The 19240-nt window shown below is 69.9% G+C and carries 15 protein-coding genes and 2 pseudogenes; 6 read left to right on the top strand and 11 right to left on the bottom strand.

Features of this window, described 5'->3' with window-relative positions; all coding sequences use genetic code 11:
- Window positions 1-26: 26 nt before the first annotated feature.
- Complete coding sequence (locus OHA88_RS37950; RefSeq protein WP_328628835.1) at window positions 27-941, bottom strand: adenosine kinase; 915 nt, start codon at window positions 939-941, stop codon at window positions 27-29.
- A 203-nt stretch (window positions 942-1144) separates the two neighbouring features.
- Here OHA88_RS37950 and OHA88_RS37945 point away from each other — a divergent pair, with 203 nt between their 5' ends.
- Together OHA88_RS37945 and OHA88_RS37940 are read left to right on the top strand one after the other, a co-directional pair.
- Entirely contained in the window at window positions 1145-3688 is a 2544-nt protein-coding gene (locus OHA88_RS37945; protein WP_328628834.1) for a polysaccharide lyase family 8 super-sandwich domain-containing protein, read from the top strand.
- 108 nt (window positions 3689-3796) lie between these two features.
- Window positions 3797-4185 (top strand): annotated as a pseudogene (locus OHA88_RS37940) (DUF2267 domain-containing protein).
- Here the strand turns inward: OHA88_RS37940 and OHA88_RS37935 are convergent.
- Window positions 4138-5325 carry a PP2C family protein-serine/threonine phosphatase gene (locus OHA88_RS37935; protein ID WP_328628833.1) on the bottom strand — a complete coding sequence of 396 codons (1188 nt, stop codon included), beginning with the start codon at window positions 5323-5325 and terminating at the stop codon, window positions 4138-4140. The pseudogene OHA88_RS37940 and the gene OHA88_RS37935 overlap by 48 nt on opposite strands.
- 458 nt (window positions 5326-5783) lie before the next feature.
- On the opposite strand from OHA88_RS37935, the gene OHA88_RS37930 reads away from it, so the two are divergent.
- Window positions 5784-6323 carry a DinB family protein gene (locus tag OHA88_RS37930; protein WP_328628832.1) on the top strand — a complete coding sequence of 180 codons (540 nt, stop codon included), beginning with the start codon at window positions 5784-5786 and terminating at the stop codon, window positions 6321-6323.
- A gap of 120 nt (window positions 6324-6443) precedes the next feature.
- On the opposite strand, the gene OHA88_RS37925 is transcribed toward OHA88_RS37930, so the two are convergent.
- Together OHA88_RS37925 and OHA88_RS37920 are read right to left on the bottom strand one after the other, a co-directional pair.
- Window positions 6444-6920: a (2Fe-2S)-binding protein gene (locus OHA88_RS37925; RefSeq protein WP_267006522.1), complete on the bottom strand. Its 477-nt coding sequence runs from the start codon at window positions 6918-6920 to the stop codon at window positions 6444-6446.
- 16 nt (window positions 6921-6936) lie between these two features.
- Window positions 6937-9288, bottom strand: a complete 2352-nt coding sequence (locus tag OHA88_RS37920) for a molybdopterin cofactor-binding domain-containing protein (RefSeq protein WP_328628831.1) — start codon at window positions 9286-9288, stop codon at window positions 6937-6939.
- A 685-nt stretch (window positions 9289-9973) separates the two neighbouring features.
- Between OHA88_RS37920 and OHA88_RS37915 the strand changes: the two genes are divergently transcribed.
- From OHA88_RS37915 to OHA88_RS37905, 3 genes and pseudogenes are all read left to right on the top strand, one after another.
- Window positions 9974-10513 (top strand): DoxX family protein, encoded by a 540-nt coding sequence (locus OHA88_RS37915; protein WP_328629891.1) that lies wholly within the window; start codon window positions 9974-9976, stop codon window positions 10511-10513.
- Window positions 10514-10546: 33 nt separating this feature from the next.
- Window positions 10547-10821, top strand: a pseudogene (locus OHA88_RS37910) (IMP dehydrogenase); the annotation flags it as partial.
- Between the two features lie 170 nt (window positions 10822-10991).
- Window positions 10992-11657 carry an SDR family NAD(P)-dependent oxidoreductase gene (locus OHA88_RS37905; RefSeq protein WP_267006520.1) on the top strand — a complete coding sequence of 222 codons (666 nt, stop codon included), beginning with the start codon at window positions 10992-10994 and terminating at the stop codon, window positions 11655-11657.
- Between the two features lie 4 nt (window positions 11658-11661).
- On the opposite strand, the gene OHA88_RS37900 is transcribed toward OHA88_RS37905, so the two are convergent.
- The 7 genes from OHA88_RS37900 to OHA88_RS37870 all read right to left on the bottom strand — a co-directional run bounded on the left by OHA88_RS37900 (window position 11662) and on the right by OHA88_RS37870 (window position 19216).
- On the bottom strand, window positions 11662-12531 hold the full coding sequence (locus tag OHA88_RS37900) for a methyltransferase domain-containing protein (RefSeq protein WP_328628830.1): 870 nt from the start codon (window positions 12529-12531) through the stop codon (window positions 11662-11664).
- Between the two features lie 132 nt (window positions 12532-12663).
- Window positions 12664-14118, bottom strand: coding sequence for an L-fucose/L-arabinose isomerase family protein (locus OHA88_RS37895; RefSeq protein WP_328628829.1), 1455 nt, complete (start codon window positions 14116-14118; stop codon window positions 12664-12666).
- Window positions 14115-14444 (bottom strand): L-rhamnose mutarotase, encoded by a 330-nt coding sequence (locus tag OHA88_RS37890; RefSeq protein ID WP_328628828.1) that lies wholly within the window; start codon window positions 14442-14444, stop codon window positions 14115-14117. The genes OHA88_RS37895 and OHA88_RS37890 overlap by 4 nt, the downstream gene beginning before the upstream one ends.
- 16 nt (window positions 14445-14460) lie before the next feature.
- Window positions 14461-15549, bottom strand: a complete 1089-nt coding sequence (gene rhaS, locus OHA88_RS37885) for a rhamnose ABC transporter substrate-binding protein (RefSeq protein ID WP_328628827.1) — start codon at window positions 15547-15549, stop codon at window positions 14461-14463.
- A 46-nt stretch (window positions 15550-15595) separates the two neighbouring features.
- Window positions 15596-16582, bottom strand: coding sequence for an ABC transporter permease (locus OHA88_RS37880; RefSeq protein ID WP_328628826.1), 987 nt, complete (start codon window positions 16580-16582; stop codon window positions 15596-15598).
- Window positions 16579-17616, bottom strand: a complete 1038-nt coding sequence (locus tag OHA88_RS37875) for an ABC transporter permease (protein ID WP_328628825.1) — start codon at window positions 17614-17616, stop codon at window positions 16579-16581. The genes OHA88_RS37880 and OHA88_RS37875 overlap by 4 nt, the downstream gene beginning before the upstream one ends.
- A gap of 70 nt (window positions 17617-17686) precedes the next feature.
- On the bottom strand, window positions 17687-19216 hold the full coding sequence (locus OHA88_RS37870; protein WP_328628824.1) for a sugar ABC transporter ATP-binding protein: 1530 nt from the start codon (window positions 19214-19216) through the stop codon (window positions 17687-17689).
- Window positions 19217-19240: the final 24 nt, after the last annotated feature.

The raw sequence follows: 19240 nt of genomic DNA, 5'->3' as shown, positions 1-19240 counted from the left end.
CAATAGCCGTCCGGCACGTCATGTCATCAGCCGGCCGTGCTCCCTTCCGCCGCGGCGAGGGAGAGGAGTTCGGCCCGGCTGATGAGGTCGGTCCCTGTCGCCGGGACGGTGCAGGCATAGGCTCCGGCGATCGCGCCGTAGAGGCCGCACCGCTGTGGTGACTCGCCGGAGAGCCGGCCGAACAGATAGCCCGCCACGAACGCGTCGCCGGCGCCGTTGGAGTCCACCACCTGCGCGGGCGGTGTGACCGCCGGAATATGGGTCAGCTCCCCGTCGAGCAGTTGATACGCCCCCTCGGCTCCCGCTGTGGCGACGACCGCTCGGGCTCGGCCGCGTTCCACGATCTGCCGCATGGTCTTCTCCGGGTTCACCAGGGCGGCGGTCGACAGGAAGACCAGGTCGGCCTCGTAGGCGAATGCCTCGTGGTACGCCTGCGCGCCGTCCCAGTTGTGCAGGTCGGTCGAGATGGTCACCCCTGCCTCGCGCAGCGTGGGAAGGGCGAACGCGCAGGGATAGGTGATGGAGACGTGGGCGTGGCGGCTGACCGCGGCGAGGGCACCCACCGTTTCCGGGGGCAGGCGGTCCGCCTCCTGCGAGCGGCTGTTGTCGTACAACGACAGCCGCCGCCCGTCGGGGCCGACGAGATTCACCGCGCGCTTGGTGCCTGCGGGCAGGGGGACCTCGGTGAGCGCGATGCCCCGGTCGCGGTGCAGCGCGCGGACCAGGCTGCCTGCGTCGTCATCGCCGATCATGTCGATGTGATGTGTGCGCAGCCCCAGAGCGTGCGCTCCGAGCGCCACGAAGTCGCCGGTCTGGCCCGCCCGTGTTTCGATGGCAGGCACCATGTAGCTGTCGGCGTACGGAAGAGGCAGCTGGGGGACGTACACAATGGTGTCCACGCCGGCACCCCCCAGGACGAGGATGTCGGTCTCGGTACTCAACGGCACTCCTCCGGTTCTTGAACTCCGGGTGCAGCGTATAGGCGGGGAGCACTCCGCCGAAGGGCATGGCCGCAGCCCGGTCGTTCACTTGGGCTCGGCACTCGGGGACAACGTTCCCGGCCGGCCGCGTCCCCTTGTCGCCGCTCGGCCGTTCTGGTTGACTCCGCCCGCCGGGTCGCCAACTCAGAGGCGGAGGACGCCACATGGAGATCACCCGCAGACGTCTGCTGGCCGCTCTGTCAGCCGCAGGTCTCCTGTCGGTGATCCCCGCACAACCGGCAACCGCCGCCGGTGTCACCGCGGGCAGCACACGCCTGATGGCCAACACGGTGGCCGTCCTCGCCGGGACCGCCGAGTCCAACTCCCGCCCCGAGACGGCTGCCAAGCTGGCCGCTGCGGAGAACGCGGCGCGGGCGAATCTCAGGGCGATGGACTCCGCGGGCCCCGGCGAGCTGTTCGCCGGGCTGGTGCTCGGCAGCAACGAGGCCAACCTCAACAGCGCCTTCCAGCGGCTGTACGAGATCGCTCTCGCCACCTGCACACCCCCGGGCGGCACCCCCTCGGACCTGTACGGGAACACCGTCGTGCAGCGGCGCGTGCTCGACGGCCTCGCGCGGCTGCACGACCAGTACTACGGCGACCAGTCCAAGGGGTACTACGGCAACTGGTTCTACTGGGAGATCGGTTTCGCGCAGTACATCAGCAAGACCCTTGTGCTCCTCGCCGACGAAGTGCGGGCCTACCGCCCCGACCTCGCACAGACCTACGTCGCCTCGATGGACGCCTACCTCCGCAACGGCATCGACGGCGACGTGAATCTCGATTCACGCTTCCACACCGGTGCCAACCTCGCCGACATCACCACCGACCGCATCCTCCAGGGCGCGCTCCTCGGCGACGAGGCCCGCATCCGCAAGGCCCTCACCGACCAGCTGACGGTGTTCGCCACCATTGACCCTTATCACCTCGACCACGGCGTCACGGACGGGTATTACGCCGACGGATCCTTCATCCAGCACGCCTCCGTCGCCTACACCGGCTCGTACGGAAAGGGCCTCCTGACCCGCGTCGTACAGACCCTCAAGATCCTCGACGGTACGGGTTTCGCGCACGGCGAGGAGCTCGTACCGACGGTGCGGAGCTGGGTGCAGAACGGCTTCGCACCGCTGATCTTCGAGGGCTGGATGATGGAGATCGTCAAGGGGCGGGCGGTGTCACGGACGGACAGCGGCTACACCGATGTCGCCGTGGTCGTCGAGGCCGTGGTCGACCTCGCCTCGCTCGCGAGCGGCGCCGACGCCGCCGCTCTCAAGAGCTACGTCAAGCACATCCGGTCGACCTCGCGCGGCACGCTTGACCCGGGGCGTTTCGTCTCCCCGGTCAGTGTCGTGCGGTACGCCGACATCATCGGCGACCCGTCCGTACCTGCCGAGGATCTCAACGCCGCCTCGCGCAGCGTCGCCTTCAACGCGATGGACAGGAATGTGCATCGCAGGCCCGGTTACGCCTTCGCGCTCGCCCGCAGCTCGGACCGGATCAGCAAGTACGAGTACATGAACGGCGAGAACCTCATGCCGTGGTTCCAGGGCGACGGGGCGTACTACCTCTATCTCTCCGGGCAGGACCAGTCGCAGGCGTACGGCGTCGACTACTTCACCACGGTCTCGCCGTACGGCCTCGCCGGTGTCACCGCGCCGGTCGAAGAGCGACGGACCGTCCCCGACCTGTACGGGAAGCCGTACTACGACAACCCCGGCCACCCGCTGAACTTCACCTCGTCGTCCGAGTCGCAGAACACGTACGTGTACTTCCCTCGTGGCACCGATCAGCGCTCCGGCGGCGCCGTTCTCGGGGCGTACGCCGCGGTCGGCATGGTGCAGTCCGGCGACGTCGCCGACCGCGACAGGCACCTGCTGCCGGACGATTTCGTGGTCTACCGCAATGCCACGGCGACGAAATCTTGGTTCCTGCTCGACGAGGAGATCGTGGTGCTTGCCGCAGGGGTCGGTGACCCCGCCGGGCGGGCCGTGACCACGACCCTCGACGCCCGCACCGCCTCGCCGGGCGACCAGGTCTCTCTCACCGGGATGCTCCGCGGCGGCCGTCCGTGGACCGGCGCGGGCACCGGTGACCTGCACTGGCTGCGCTACGCCAACACCACACAACGCACCGCCGTCGGCTACGTCTTCCTCGACACCCCGCAGGTCCGGGTCTCCCTGGACGAGGTCACCCGCAGCCGCCGGGTCGTCCGCACCTCGAACCCGGACACCGCCGTCACCCGTACCGTCCTCGGCGTAACGGTCGACCAGGCACCCGGAGCCGAACCCCTCTGCATGGCCTACGCGTTGGTGCCGAATGCAGGCGGGACGCAGTTGGCGTCGTACCCGAACGGTCCGCTGCAGGTCCTGGCCAACACCCCGCACCTGCAGGCCGTGTCCCACACCGGCCTCGGTCTGAGGGCGGCCAATACGTTCACGCCCGGATGGCACGAGGTCGCGGGCCTGCGGATGGACGGTCCGGCGTCGGTGATCATGCAGCGCCGCGGGCACCGGGGTCCGACCGCCGTCGCCGTGTCCGACCCGTCGATGGGCCGGGACAGGGCCAGTGTCCTGATCCGGGGCAGGTCACTGCGGAAGGTGTCGTCGGACGACGGGGTACGCGTGAGCCCGGTCCACGGCGGAACCCGTGTCGACGTCGACACCCGCCACGCGTACGGTCGCAGCTTCACGGTCACGCTGCAGGGCTGAGCCCGTGCCGTGACGGTGCGGTCTGCGGGGCCGGTGCGGCGGAGGACGGGGCGGATCTCCCCTCCCCCGCGGCCCCGTCCTCCGCGTTCCGAGAAGGGGAGGGTTGCAGTGACCCTGCGAACGGAAGCGTTCCTGGACCGCGTCCAGGAACGCGGGGACTACGACACCCGGCAGGAAGCGGAACGGGCAGCCCGCGTCGTGCCGGCCCTCCTGGGCGCGCATCCGGTGGGCGAGGAGCGGGCCGAGCTCGCCTCCCGGAGACATATGCCCTCATCCTCCTCAGCCCGCTGCGGGCCGCCGAGCCCCTCTCCCCCGAACGGTTCGTGCGCGCCACCGCGGCCTGGATCGACGGAGCGACCGAGGAGACCGCGAAGTGGGACGTCGGCGCCGTGCTCAGCGCGACCGCCGACGCTGCGGGCGAGGCGCTCACCCGCCGCGTCCTGCTACAGCTACCGGTGGGTTTCGACCTGCTTTTCGGCCGCTCCCTGCCGACGTGACCGTCCGGCGGGATGCCACGCGGCATCCGGAAGTCGTTCGATGGCGACCATGGCCGCATCGTCTCCGAGGCACCCGCCCGCGTGCCGAAGGAGGTCGGCACGCACGTACTCCAGCAGGGATTCCGCACCGTCTCCGCACCGGGACGCAACCCGCTCCAACAGCGGGTAGAAGCGTCCTGACCGGTCACGGGACTCGATGACGCCATCGGTGTACAGGAGCAGGACGTCCCCGATGCCGAACGTGAACGTCTCCGCAGTGAATGCGGGGGCGAGCAACTGCGCGAGCCCGAGAGGCGGAGCGGGTTCATCCACTTCGAGGGACAGCACCTCACCCGCATGGAGCAGCAACGGCGGTGGATGACCGCAGCTGACCAGGCGAAGTTCGGAACCGGCATCGGGGATGTCGAGCACGGCCGCAGTGACGAAGGCCTCCGCACTGTAGTCGTCCTCCGCTTCCCCGTCCGTGGCGCCGTTGCGGTCCACTGTGACCCCGTCCTCCAGGTGCCCCACCAGTTCGGGCAGCCGCGCTTCCTTGTGTGCGAGAGCCCGGAAGGCACCCAGCACGCCGGCGGCTTCACCGATCGCATCGAGTCCCTTGCCGCGAGCATCGCCGACGATCACGCGGGTGCCGTCGGCGGTGCGGGCGAGCGCGTAAAGATCACCGCCCAGCTGCGCCTCCGCCTCTGCGGCCAGGTAGACCGAGGCGATGCGCAGGGGACCGCTGCGACGGGGCAAGGGCTGCATCAACACGTGCTGTGCCGTCTCCGCCACCGAGCGCAGCTGCGTCATCTCCTGCTCGTGCCGTTCCCTCAGATGTGCAAACACGGTGACAAAGGCAGAGATCAGGCAGAGGGCAATGATCTGGTAGGTGTGATTGAGGTCGTTGAGGCTGGTGCGTGCGATGGCGACCAGGGACTGAGCCAGCACGGCAACCGCGCCCACGAAGGCAGTCATACGGGGGCCGGCGAACGACGAGGTCACAGCGGGCGCTGCCACGAGAAACGGCCCCAGGTGGACATCCGGCGGTGCGCTGATGTCCACCACGGTGACGGCGGCGATCAAGGCGAAAGGCATTGCCACCAATGCCTTCGAGTGCCGCCGGGTCGCGTGGAGCGAGCGCAGGAACCGCTGCGATTTCATAGTTCCGGGATACCTCAGACCGTCTGCGGCCGCCCTCTCGGTTTCCGCGGTTCCGGGTGCGGGCACCGCCGTCCGGGCGCTGCCGCATCCCGGATCTCGCGCACGCGGCTCCACCCGTCGGTGAACCCGGAAGGTTCAGCGTCGGCGGCCGAAGGTCCGACGCAGGCCGGCGACCCAGGCCGTCGGGGATTTTCCAGGGGATGAAGTGCCCGCCGTCGTGGGTGCGCGGTGAGTTCGACGTGGTTGTACCGGTCCGCACGTTCGGGCGCTGCGCTGTGGTGACGCCGGGTGGGTTCTCGTGCCGACGAAGGGGATGCCGGTCGGAGCGTGGAGAATCCGAAGCGGGGCAGGGAGGGAACGATGGCATCGAAGGCGTCGACGGGGTCGCCCCTGCAGATCCGGCCGGCTCCACCCAAGTCCCTGGCCCGGCGCAGGCCCCGCCGGTAGGCTCACCGCCCATGCCCGACATGGACGAACAGGGTCGCCCGGAACCTCCCCTTGCGGCCGACGAGACCAGCACCCTCCTGGGCTTCCTGGAGTTCCACCGCGCGACCCTGACGTGGAAGTGCGCCGGACTGGACACGGCCGGCCTCGGGGCGACCGTCGGTGCCTCTTCGATGACGCTGGGCGGCATGCTCAAGCACCTGGCCTTCGTCGAGGACTACTGGTGCTCCCGTTGGCTGCACGGGCGGGACCCGGAGCCGCCGTGGGACACGGTGGACTGGAAGGCCGACCCCGACTGGGACTGGCACTCAGCCGCCGAGGACACCCCCGAACAGCTTCATACGCTCTGGCAGGACACCGTGGCCCGCTCCCGCACCCTGGTCACGCAGGCGCTGGCCGACGGCGGCCTGGAGCGACTGGCCCGGCGCACCTGGCCCGACGGTCGCGCACCCAGCCTGCGATGGATCCTGGTCCATCTGGTCGAGGAATACGCACGCCACAACGGGCACGCCGACCTCCTCCGGGAGTCGTTGGACGGGCGCACCGGGGAGTAGCCACCGGGGGACAGCGCTCGTCCCCGCGAGCCCCGGAGCCACCGAGCGGGCAACGGCCACCCGCCATCGGTTCTCCACCCAGCTGGGCGCCCGCCCCTTCTTCCTGCTACCGCAATCGGTTCAGAACTTCTCCGCGCCTGCGGTGATGGCCTCACGGATGCGGTTGTAGGTGCCGCAGCGGCAGATGTTGCGTATCTCGTCGAGGTCGGCTTCGTCGATCTCGCGTCCCTCCTCCCGGGCGCGCCGGACCTTGGCGACGGCGGTCATGATCTGGCCGGGCTGGCAGTAGCCGCACTGCGCCACGTCGTACTCCAGCCATGCCTCCTGCATCGGGTGCAGGTCCCGGCCGACGGTGGCGGGCAGGCCCTCGATCGTGGTCACCTCGTCGTCGGGACCGACATCCTTGACCGGGACGCTGCAGGGGTTGAACGCCTTGCCGTTGATGTGGCTGGTGCACGCCTGGCAGACGCCGAGCCCGCAGCCGTACTTCGGTCCGGTGACGCCCAGGACGTCGCGAAGCACCCAGAGCAGCCGGACGTCGTCCTCGATGTCCACGGTCACCGGTTTGCCGTTGAGGATGAAGGTGTGTTGCGGCACGGGAGCTCCTGGTCTTCTAAAAGGTGCGGTCGAGGCCGTCGGTGGGCGAGGCAGGGATCGGCGGGGTGGTGGGCAGCGGCTCGAAGCCGAGGGGCTCGCCGTGGTTGATGGGGAAGGTGGTGGGCATGGTGCCGGTGGCCCGGCCGTAGGCGCAGGCGACGGCCGCCATCGCGCCGGCCACCGCCAGCTCCCCCGCACCACCGGGCTTGCCGGTGGTCGGTGGCATGACGACGATCTCCAGCTCGGGCGGGGTGTTCCACTGCCGGGTGTAGAAGTAGTTGTCCCAACTCCCCTCCAGGAAATGCCCGTTCTGGAGGTGGAGGCCCGCGGTGAGGGTGATGGCGATGCCGTCGATGATGCCGCCCATCATCTGCGCCTCCAGGCCGCGCGGGTTGACGGCGAGGCCGACGTCGACGGCGCAGACGACCTTGGTGACACGAGGGCCCGTGTAGGCGTCACGGACCTTCCGCCCGGTCGTCTCCGGCCGGCAGTCGATCTCCGCGAGGACAGCGACGAAGCCGTGGTACTCGGGGTGCACCGCGATCCCCTGCCCGGTGCCGGCAGGCATGGACCGGCCCCACCGGCCCACCTCTGCGACCTTGTCGAGGACTGCCCTGGCCCGCTCGTCCTTGAGGAACTGACGCCGGAACGCGTGGGCGTCCTTCCCCGTCCGTTTCGCCAGCTCATCCACGACGAGCTCCTGCGCGCAACGGACGTTGGGCGAGTAGATGTTCCGCATGGAGCCGGTGTTGAAGCCCTTGCGGGTCTCGGCGAGGAGCTGGGTGGTGACCCCGAAGTGGTACGGACTCTGCTGCGTCAGAGCGAAAATTGTCTCGGAGAACGTCAGGTCACCGACCGGCAGTTGGGCCGCCTCCGAGGTGATGATCTCGCCCAGGCCATGGCCGAAGTCGGTGGCCACGGACGTGTGCCGCTGCTCGTACGTCAGGACCTGCCCGAGCGTGTACGTGGCCCGCACCCGCGAGGTGGACATCGGATGCGTGCGACCCTGGCGGAAGTCGTCGGTCCGGTGCCACATCAGCCTCACCGGCTTGCCCATGGCCCGGGAGATCTCGGCGGCCTCGCGGGCGGCGTCGTGGAAGAGCTTGCGACCGAACGAGCCACCGCCCTCCGTGACATGGACCTTGACGGCGGTGGGCGGCAGACCGAGCTGGAGGGCGATCTCTTCCTGTGCGGCGATCGGTGACTTCAGGCTCGCCCAGATCTCGGCGGAGTCCGCTCGTACGTCCGCGACGGCGCAGTTGGTCTCCAGGGCGCCGTTGCTGGCGAAGTGGAAGGTGAACCGTGCGTCGACCGCCTTGGTGAGAAGGGGCAGCGGCGGTACGACAAGGGGAAGTTCGGCTGCCCGCAGTTCCTTGAGGACAGTCGTGTCCGAGGTTCCCTCGGCGGTACCGGGCGCCCAGGTGACCTTCAGGGCGCGGACCGCGTCGATGCACTGCCCGAACGTGCGGCCGCGGACGGCGACGCCGGTGGAGATCCGCGCGACGTCGGTGATGCCCGGCATGGCCCGGACCTCGTCCAGGTTCTCCACCGAGCGGACCGTGCCGTTGATCGTCGGCGGCCTGCACACCATCGTGGGCAGGGCGCCGGGCACCTGCACGTCCATCGCGAACTTCTTGCGGCCCGTCACCGCCGCCAGGGCGTCGATGCGCCGCTGCGACGTTCCGATGACCTTGAACTGCGAGGGCTCCTTGAGCGTGACCTCGACCTGGGCGTCCGCGAGGACGGCCGCCTTCACCGCCAGCTCGCCGTACGTGATGCTCGCCCCGGCCGGGGAGGTGATGACGCCGGCCTTCACCGTGAGGGAGCCGATCGCTTCACCCAGCTCCAGAGCCGCGGCCTTCAGCAACTGCCCCCGTGCCACGGCCGCGGCCACCCGGATCGGGGTGAAGGTGGAGATGGTGGTGTTCGAGCCGCCGGTGAGCTGGTTGAACAGCAGCTCCGGCCGGGCGTCGGCCAGCGTCACCGATATCTTCTCCAGCGGGAGGTCCAGCTCCTCGGCGATCAGCATCGCGGAGGACGTGGTGATGCCCTGCCCGACCTCCGCCCGCGGCAGGGCGAAGGAGGCCGTGCCGTCGGAACCGATCCGGATAGTGATCAGATTCGACGTGGGCAGTGCGGCGTGGGTCAGCATGTCGTTGAGGTCGTAGACCTCGGACGGCCCCGGCACCGAGGGCACCACGGCGGCGGCCCGCGACGGCGCCAGCACCACCTCGCCCAGCTGGGCGGCGACGGTGAGCGTCGATCCCGCCACGACGTATCCGAGGAACCGCCGTCTACTCACCCCGGCCGTCCCACGACCGAAGCCATCGCCCGGGTTCTCGTCCCGCAGGCGCTTCTCCACATCCATCAACTGTCCTCTCGTGGAGTCGGAGTCGGAGCCGGACCGGCGACGGCCTGGCGCGACGGGGCCGGCTCGCGCCTGACCGCCGCCCGGAACCACCTGTCATGTCGTCGGAATCACCAGAGTTATACGCGAACTGAAGCCTCGCGCCGGGTGGGGTGAGGAAAACTTCCACCGTATCGGCATGAAGAACGCACCAGTTGCGTCCTGTCTCGGTGTTCTGCGGCTGCCCCACCCTCTGCGGAGGGCACGCGGGCGAGCAGCCGCCGGCCGCGGGAGACGACCTCCCGACCCCGGCCTGGTGAACGGCCGCGCGTCGGCTCACCACTCGATCCGGTGCGCAACGAGGGTCTGCTGCCTGTGAGCGGAGACCTGGCAGGCCGACTACCCCGTGCTGGTCGCCGCCCTCCCCCGGGCCAGGCATCCGAACCGGCTCGGCACGGGAGGCGAAAGGGCGTAATGATGGAAGACAACAAGCCGATGTCACTCAGTTCATAACGACAACGACCGGCGGCCTGACCGGCCCGATGCGAGAACGCCGGCGGTGGTCCTGCGGCTGTGTCACGGTCCGCCACGCATGGCATGCCCTTGAAGGCGCCATGGTGACCAGACAACCGCCCTGCTGTTTCCTCGGTGGTCGGTCGGCACCGCCGCGGGACCTCGGAGCAGAGAAGAGCCCCCGGTGAAGTACATCGCTGAACAACTTCGCGCCTCCCCCGAACCCGCCTCCGCTTCGGCGCGGCCCGCAGTGTCCGCCGCCGACTGCGGTCTGCTTCTTATCAGGGTGACGTTCGGCCTGCTCATGGCAGGGCACGGCGCCCAGAAGCTCTTCGGCCTGTTCGGTGGCGACGGCCTCACCGCCACGGGTGCATGGCTCGCCGCGACGGGTTACCGCCCGGGGAAGGTCTACGCCGTCATCGGCGGTGGATCCGAGTTCCTGGGGGGCCTCGGACTGGCTCTGGGACTGTTCACGCCACTGGCAGCGGCTGCCGTGATCGGTGTGATGATCAACGCCATGGCGACCGTTACTGCGGCACACGGTCTGTGGGCTCAGGATGGCGGCATGGAGTACAACCTGTGCATCGCGGTCGTCGCGCTCGGCATCGCGGCCATCGGCCCCGGGAGGCTCGCCCTGGACCGCCCCTTCCGCTGGGGGAAGGGCGGCTGGCGCGAAGGCGCCTTCGCTCTGTTCCTCGGCGGCATAGCGTCCGCGATCGTGCTGAGCCTCTGAGGGTGGTCCTGTGATTGCCGGACACCGCTCGCGCTGGAGTGCGTCGGCACCCCCGAGTCGATGCAGCGGGCGCTGCGCTCCTTCTGCCCGGCCGACAACCTCGGCTTCGTCGACGTCCCGACGGCGTGCCGATCGACGGCGAGCAGTTGTTCCGCTCGCACGTCGCTCTGTGTGGCGGGCCGACGCCGCTGCGCCGCTTCCTGCCCGACATGAAGGTCTTCTACCTCACTCTCCCGCTCGACCAGGTGGCCGGTGGCCACCGTGCGATGGACGAGCGCCGCGCCGTCAAGGCTCTGCTTCGCCCCTGACGCAGCAGCGTGGGCAAGACATACGCACGGAGCGCCCGCGTCATCGAAGAGGAGTACGGCCGCCGCGTCGGACACGTGCGTCGAGCGGCCGGCGTGCTCCCCTGCGTACGGCTGCCTCGGAATCATCCCGGCGCCGCTGTTCCTGATCGGCGCACGCCAAGGAGGAAGTCATGACCACCATGGCCATCATCGGAGCAGGCCCCGGCCTCGGAGCGGCCGCCGCACGGCGGTTCGGCCGTGAGGGCTTCGAGGCAGCACTCATCTCCCGCGACCAGGGCCGGGCCGACGCCCTCGCCGCCGGACTGGCCGGCGAGGGCGTGACGGCGCGAGGTTTCGCCGCCGACGTACGCGATCCGAGTGCCCTCGCGGCAGCCCTGGACGCCGCGACCGCGACCCTGGGCCCGATCGAGGTCCTGCAGTACAGCCCGGTCCCGCACAAGGACTTCATGCGGCCGGTCCTGGAGACCACTCCCTCCGACCTCGTGGGCCCGATCGAGTTCTCCGTCTACGGCCCCGTCGCCGCCGTGCACCAGGTGCTGCCCGACATGCGCGCCCTCGGCCGCGGCACCATCCTCTTCGTCAACGGCGGCACCGCCGCGGTCCCTCACCCCGACCGTGCCGGCACCTCGGTCGCCTTCGCCGCCGAGAGAGCCTACGGCCAGATGCTGCACGACGCCCTGGCCGACGACGGCATCCACGTCGCGCAGCTCATCATCCCCGGCGCGATCATCCCCGGACATCCGAGGAAGGACCCGGCCACGCTCGCACAGACTCTGTGGAGCATCCACCAGGACCGGCGCGGGTTCCGGCACTTCGCCGACGACCTGGAAGCCTGACCGATCAGCTCTGCGGCCGGGTGTCAGGCGCTCCTGGCACGGCTTCCTGGGGTCTCCATCCCCAGGCCGTGATCATTCCGGGCGACAGCGCAGCGCAGTCGGGCGAGTCGAGATACCGGATCGCCGCGTCGACCGTCGCGTCGTCCACCAGTCCGGTGGCCAGGATCGCCTCCCTCGCCCGGTCCCAGCTGCGGGCCCAGAAGCGGCTGATGGGGCTCCCGGGGACCAGGGGCGGTACCTGGATCTCGGCGGCGACGGAGGCGAGCCCCGCGGCGCGGAGCAGATGTGGATACTCGGGGACCCAGGAGACGTCGGTGCCGATCGTGTCCCGCAGCCCTTGCCACATGGCCTGCACGACCCGGGTGTACGGCGTCGTGGGCGCAGTCGCGGTGGTCAGGTCGACGGCGTCGCTGAGGACCAGCACCCCGCCGGGAGCCAGGAGTTCACCCAGTGCGGCGATCAGGCGGTGCCGTGAAGGCAGGTGCATCAGGACGAATCGGGCGTGGACCAGCTGGAATCGGCCGGGGTCGAAACCCGGGGCGCTGATGTCCGCCTCCAGGACACCGAGCCCGGGGAAGGGGTGGGCGGTGAGGAAACGTACGTCGCGGTCGACCGCGAGCACGGTCGCGACACCCGCCTCGTGCAACAGCCGCCGGGCGACGGTGCCGGTGCCGGCTCCTACGTCGAGGCAGTTCCAGCCCGGCCCGACCCCCAGGCTCCGCAGCCGGGCCATCGTGGTGTCATCGTAGGCGAGCGCGCCGAGGTCGATACGGTCGTCCTCCCCCGGCTGCTCGGGCCGGAACACCGCCTCGCCGTAGTGGCCCGCTGTGGACGGCCCCGGCGACTGTCCGCCGGGCCGGGCGTGTGCGCACATGTGTCAGCCACCGCCTCTGTGCCTCGGAGGGCATCGTGCGAGCGGCAGGGTGCCCCTGGGGTGACGGTCACCGCCCGCGGCGCGTACTTGTCCATTATGAGCGGAGTGCTCCGCGCCTTCCTGGCGTGGGTGTCATCGGCCGGTGACTTCCACCAGTTCCAGACCGGCGAGGTCCGCCAGCGCCCGGAGTTCGGGCAGCAGCCGGCCGGTGGCCAGCGCCCAGTGGTGGCCGACTCCGCTCGCGCTCCAGGCGTCGGTCCACTCCCCCGGATCGGCCCCGAAGTCCACCCTCGACGTGGTGTTGCCGATCTGGAGCAGCGGACCTGCGACGACCTCGCCCTCGGAGGCGATCAGCCGGTAGCGGCCGTCACGGGACTGGCCCAGCCCGACGAGGGTGACCGGGCCGTGCTTGACGTCGAACTCGACCGAGACGCCCCAGCCGCGCTTGCCGTGGTAGACACCCAGGCCCCGCAACAGCGGCTTCCGCTCGCTGATGGCGAGGTGTCCCGGGCCGTCGTGGCCCATCTCCACCACGCCGTCACGGAAGTTGAGCGCCTGCAGCTCGGTGAACGAACCGCCCGCCCCCAGCCGCTCCGCGACCAACATGGCGAGCGAGGTGCGCAGTTCGTACTCGCCGCAGGTGGGCACGCCTCGCGCGGTCAGCAGGGAGGAGCCGAGGATCATGCCCGCACCCAGCCGCTCGTGGATCTCGCCGTCGAGGCCGCGGTGGTAGTACGCCAGGGAGTCCAGGTCGAAGTCCTCGACGAGCCGGTCGAGTCCGACGGACACCCGCGCGGCCCAGACCAGGTCGTCCTGGACAACGGACTCGGCCAGCTCGAACACCGCGCCGACCTCGGCGAGTTTGGCCTCGACCTCCTCTTCCCCGGCCTTCTCGACACGCACCCGCAGGTCGTCGAACTCCAGGACCTCGACGTGGCCGCCCAGGTTGCCGGCGACCATGGTCAGGTCGGTGGACACGTCGTACATGCCCGGGTAGAGGTGACCCATCAGCCCGTGCCGTCCATGGCGCAGCACCGACCGTACGCCCGCGGCCCGGATCCACCGCCCGATGCGCTGCCAGGCGCGCTCGTCCTCCAGGTGTCCCGAGACGGAGCGGAAGGGAACTCCCGCGCGCTCGAAGGCGCCGGCCATTTCGGGGAGCGGGCAGGCGCCGCAGTAGGCGAGCCAGGCGCCCGTGTCGAAGGACGCGTGGTCCATGGCCTCCGTGGGCTGGAGGTTGATGAGGAGTACGGGGGCGCCGCTGCGCTGGGCAATGGGCACCAGCATGGTGGCGGTCATATAGGTGGTGAGGAAGCCGACGATCAGGTCGCAGCCCTCGGCCCTGAGCTTCTCGGCCGCGGCGGCCCCCTCCTGGGCGTCGGAGATGAAGCCCACGTCCACGACGTCCGCGTCGAACTCCCGCATCCGCTCGGTGACGCGGTCGGCGGAGCGCCGCAGCTGCGGGAGGAGGTCGGGGAACTGGGGCCAGTAGGCGCCGAGTCCGCCCGCGACGAGCCCGATCTTCGGCCTGCGTGCGGTGGCGGGAGTCCTTGCGGTCACGGTCGATACCCTCCTGTGCCGGGTCATTGCGGTCGATCGAGGTGGAAGACTTCGGTGAGCGGCTTCATCGCCTCGTCCGGCTTGGCGCCGTCCAGGGCTTCGAAGAAGCCCGCCATGTCCGCCTGCCAGCGGGTGTTGACGTCCGTGCCAGCCATGGCGGCCTGCGCAGCCGCGAAGTCCTCGGTCTCCAGGTAGCCGACGAGCAGGCCGTCCTCCCGGAGGAAGAGCGAGTAGTTGTGCCAGCCGGCGGCGGAGAGCGCCGCGAGCATCTCGGGCCATACGGCCGCGTGACGCTCGCGGTACTCCTCCAGCCGCTCCTGCCGGACCTTCAGCAGAAAGCAGACGCGCTGCATCGAGCGATCCCGGACCTCAGAAGTCGAAGTCGTCGATGTTGTTCTTGTCGAAGACGGTCGGCGGGCCGAGGATGACCTCGCCGTCCTTGCCGATGGTGTACTCGCCGAGGTCACCGGCCTTGAACTTCTCGCCCTCCGCACCGGTGATCTGGCCCGAGGCGAGAGCGGCGGCCGCGTACGAGCCGAGGTAGCCGAGCTTCTTGGGGTCCCACAGGGAGAACTGCTCGACCGTGCCGTCCTTGACGTACTTGCGCATCTGGTTCGGCGTGCCCAGGCCGTTGATGACGACCTTGCCCTTGTAGCTGGAGTCGCTGATGTAGCGCGAGGCGGCGGCGATGCCGACGGTGGTGGGCGAGATGATGCCCTTCAGCTTCGGGTAGGCCTTGAGCAGACCCTGGGTCTCCTGGAACGACTTCTGGTCGTCGTCGTCCCCGTAGGCGACCTTGACCAGCTTCAGGCCCTTGTACTCGGGCTTCTTCAGCTCGTCCTTCATGAACCCGATCCAGGTGTTCTGGTTCGTCGCGTTCTGGGTGGCCGAGAGGATCGCGATCTCGCCCTTGTAGTCGAGCTGCTTGGCGAGGTGCTGGACCTGGCTGCGGCCGATCTCCTCGGAGCTGGCCTGGTTGATGAACAGCTGACGGCAGTCCTTGGCGGTGTCGGAGTCGTAGGCGACGACCTTGATGTCCTGCTTCATGGCCTGCTTGAGCGGGCCGCACACCGCGTTGGGGTCGTTGGCGGCGATGAGGATCGCGTCCTGGCGCTGCTGGATGAGGGTGTTGATGTACGAGACCTGGGAGGAGGCCTTGGCGTCGGAGGGTCCGACCTCCTTGCCCGAGCCGCCGAACTCCTTGGCCGCGCCGATCCCCGCGTCGTCGACGATCTTCTCGTACGGGTTGTTGATCTGCTTCGGCAGAAAGGCGAGCTTGAGGCCCTTCTTCAGCGGCGCGTTCGGGTCGGCCTCGGCGCTGCTCGCCGCCTCCTTCGCCTCGTTCTTGGTGTCGTTCTTGGTGGTGCCCGAGCAGCCGGCCAGCGTGACGGCGAGGACACAGGCCGCAGCGGTGGTGGTGAGGATGGCACGGCGGCGCGTGCGGGAGTGCGCAGACATGGTGGTGTCCCTTTCGGAGGGCAGGAGTTGAGGGAGGGAAGGGGAGCTAGGCGGAGGCGGTCGCGGCGCGCCGGTGGCGGCGCTCGGAGACGGCGGCGACGACCCGCGGGGTGAGGACGGAGGCCACGAGCAGCAGGCCGGTGACGATGACCTGGATCTCGTTGGACACGTCGTTGAGGGTGAGGAGGTTGTTCAGCAGGCCGATCAGCAGCACACCGGCGACCGCGCCGCCGAGGGTGCCCCGCCCGCCGTCGAAGTCGACGCCGCCGAGCAGCACCGAGGCGATGACGACCAGTTCGAGTCCGACCCCGTTGTCGGCGCGGGCACTGCCGTACCGCAGGGTGAAGACGATCCCGGCGAAGGAGGCCACGAAGCCCGCGAGGACGAACAGCACCAGTTTGATGCGCTTGACCCGGATGCCGGCGAAGTAGGCCGCGTCCTCCTGCGCGCCGATCGCGTACAGCGACCTCCCGAAGGCCGTGCAGTGCAGGACGACGGCGGTGATGACGGCCAGGACGCCGAACAGGGCGACGGGGTACGGGATGAAGGTGCCGGGCACGGTCTGGGTGTAGGTGGCCCACCGGGAGTACGTCTCGGGGAAGTCGGCGACCGCCTTGTCCCCGAGGACGACGGAGGCCAGGCCCCGGTAGAGAGTGAGCGTGCCGATGGTGACGGCGAGCGAGGGCAGCCCGACACGGGTGACGAGCCACCCGTTGAGGAGGCCGCCGAGCGCGCCGACGAGCAGGCACAGGGGCACGATCGTCTCGAAGGTCCAGCCGGCCTCCCACAGCGAGCCTGCGAGCGCACTGGAGAGTCCGAGCATGGAGGCCACGGAGAGGTCGACCTGTCCCGCGACGACGAGCAGGGTCATCGGCAATGCGATCAGGGCGATTTCGGCGGTGTCGTCGAGGGCGGCGGAGAGGTTGGCGGTGTCCGCGAAGCCCTCCGTCGTACCGGATCCGGCGAGGAAGACGGCGATCAGGAGCACGCCGACGACGGTGTCCCAGCGCAGGTATTTGACGAGGGTGTTCATCGTCGGCTCCTCTTCCTCAGCGCGCTGGTGGTGCGCAGGTTCACGATGCGGTCGGTGGTGATGGCCGCGAGCAGCAGCACACCGGTGATGGCCTGCTGCCAGAAGGAGTCAACCTTCAGGACGACGAGGGCGCTGCCCATCGTGGTGAGCAGCAGCGCGCCGAGCGCCGCGCCCCAGACCGTGCCGACGCCACCGGTGATGGCGATGCCGCCGACGACGACCGAGCTGACGACGGTCAGCTCCCAGCCGTTCGCGGCGTCGGCGACGACCGTGCCGAAGCGGGCGAGCCACAGCGCACCGGCAAGACCGGCGACGGCGCCGGAGAAGGCGTACGCGGCGAGCACGCGGCGGCGGATGGGGATACCGGCCAGGCGGGCGGCCTCGGGGTTGGACCCGATCGCGTACAGCTCCCGGCCGCTGCGGTAGGTCCGCAGGTAGTAGGCGGTGCCGACCAGGACGGCGGCGGAGATCAGCGGCAGATACGGGATGCCGAGGACACTGCCGCTGCCGAGGCCGAGCACGTCGTCGGGGACGTCGGCGGCGTTGATCTGTTCGCCGTGCGCCCAGGCGTGGTCGATGCCCTGGATGACGTAGAGCATGCCGAGGGTGACGACCAGCGCGGGGACCCGGCCGAAGCTGACCAGCAGCCCGCTGACCAGGCCGCACAGGACGCCGAGTCCGATGCCGAGCAGGACGACGGTCAGCGCGCTGTGGTCCGTGCCCGAGACGAAGCTGCCGCAGGCGAAGGCGGTGAGCCCGACCACGGAGCCGACGGACAGGTCGATGTTGCGGGTGATGACGACGACGGACTGGCCGACGGCGAGCAGGACGAGGATCGAGGAGTTGAGGAGCAGGTCCTTGATGCCCTGGTCGTCCAGGAAGGACGGGTTGGATATCCAGGTGCCGAGGATCAGCACGACGAGCGCGCCGCCGATGCTCAACTCACGGGCACGGAGGACCAGATCCATGAGCGAGCGCGCGGATCGGCGGTCCGCCTCCGGCGCGGCCGGCGGAGATTCGAGGGTGGCCGTCACGCCGCTGTCCTTTCGTGTGTGTCGTGCGAGCCGCCGTGTCGGGGGCGCCCGCTGAGGCCTGGCTCGACTGTCATGCCGCCTTCTCCTTGCCGGTGGGGCGACCCGTGGCCGCGGCCATGACCGTCTCCTCGGTGGCCTCCTCACGGGGGATCTCCGCCACCAGTCGGCCCTCGTGCATGACCAGCACGCGGTCGGCCATGCCGAGCACCTCGGGCAGGTCGGAGGAGACCATCAGCACGGCGAGGCCTTCTGCGGCGAGCGAGGACAGCAGCCGGTGGACCTCGGCCTTGGTGCCGACGTCGATGCCGCGCGTGGGCTCGTCGACGATGAGCACGGCCGGGTCGGTGGCCAGCCACTTGGCGAGGACGACCTTCTGCTGGTTGCCGCCGGACAGCACCCCGACCGTGTCGGAGAGTTTGTTGTACTTGAGCTGGAGCTTCACCGCCCAGTCGGCGGCCCGCCCGCGCTCCAGGGTGCGGCGCACCATGCCGCCGCTGCCCAGGCTGCCGAGCCCGGTGAGGCCGATGTTGCGCTCGATGGACATCTCCATGACGAGCCCGCGCTGGCGCCGGTCCTCCGGTACGAGGGCAACTCCGGCGTCCATGGCGGCAGTCGGTGAACCGGCCCGCAGCGGCGTGCCGTTCACGTACACCTCGCCCGCGTCAGCCTTGTCCACGCCGAAGACGGCCTGGACGACCTCGGAGCGGCCCGCGCCGACCAGCCCGGCGAGCGCCACGATCTCGCCGCGCCGCACCTCGAACGAGACGTCCCGGAAGACACCTTCACGGGTGAGCCGCCGCACCGACAGGGCGGTCTCGCCGACGGTCGTGGCCTGCTTGGGGTAGAGCTCGTCGAGGTCGCGGCCGACCATGCGGCGTACGAGGTCGTCCTCGGTGAGACCGTCCAGGGGCTCGGAGGCGACCCAGCGGCCGTCCCGCAGCGTCGTCACGCGCTGGCAGAGCCCGAAGATCTCCTCGAGGCGGTGCGAGATGAACAGAACGGCGGCGCCGGAGGCGCGCAGCGTCCTGACGACCGAGAAGAGACGGGCGGTCTCGCTGCCGGTGAGGGCGGCGGTGGGCTCGTCCATGATCAGGACGCGGGCGTCGAAGGAGAGCGCCTTGGCGATCTCGACGATCTGCTGGTCGGCGATGGACAGCCCACGGGCGAGCCGTTCCGGGTCGAGGTCGACGCCGAGCCGGGTCATCAGGGCGGCCGTCGCCTCGCGCACGGCCCTGCGGTCGATCCGGCCGAGTGAGGCGCGCGGCTGACGGCCCATGAAGATGTTCTCGGCGATCGACAGGTCGGGGAAGAGCGTGGGCTCCTGGTAGATGACGGCGATGCCGGCGTCGCGGGCGTCGGCCGGGCCGTTGAAGACGACCGGCTTCCCGTCGAGCATCACCTGGCCGGAGTCCGGCCGGTGCACCCCGGCCAGCGTCTTGATGAGCGTAGACTTGCCCGCACCGTTCTCCCCCGCGAGCGCGTGGACCTCGCCCGGGAGCAGTTGCAGGGAGACGTCCTGCAGGGCCCGTACGGCACCGAAGGACTTGGACACGTCCGTCAGGGCCAGGACGGGGGCCGGGCCCGTGTCGGGCTGGTTCATGGATGCTCCGTGGAAGGTACGCCT

It is taken from the genome of Streptomyces sp. NBC_00353 (assembly GCF_036108815.1).
Classification (GTDB): Bacteria; Actinomycetota; Actinomycetes; order Streptomycetales; family Streptomycetaceae; genus Streptomyces.
Note: the sequence above shows the minus strand (reverse complement) of the source record. Positions and strands in the feature narration are given on the sequence as shown.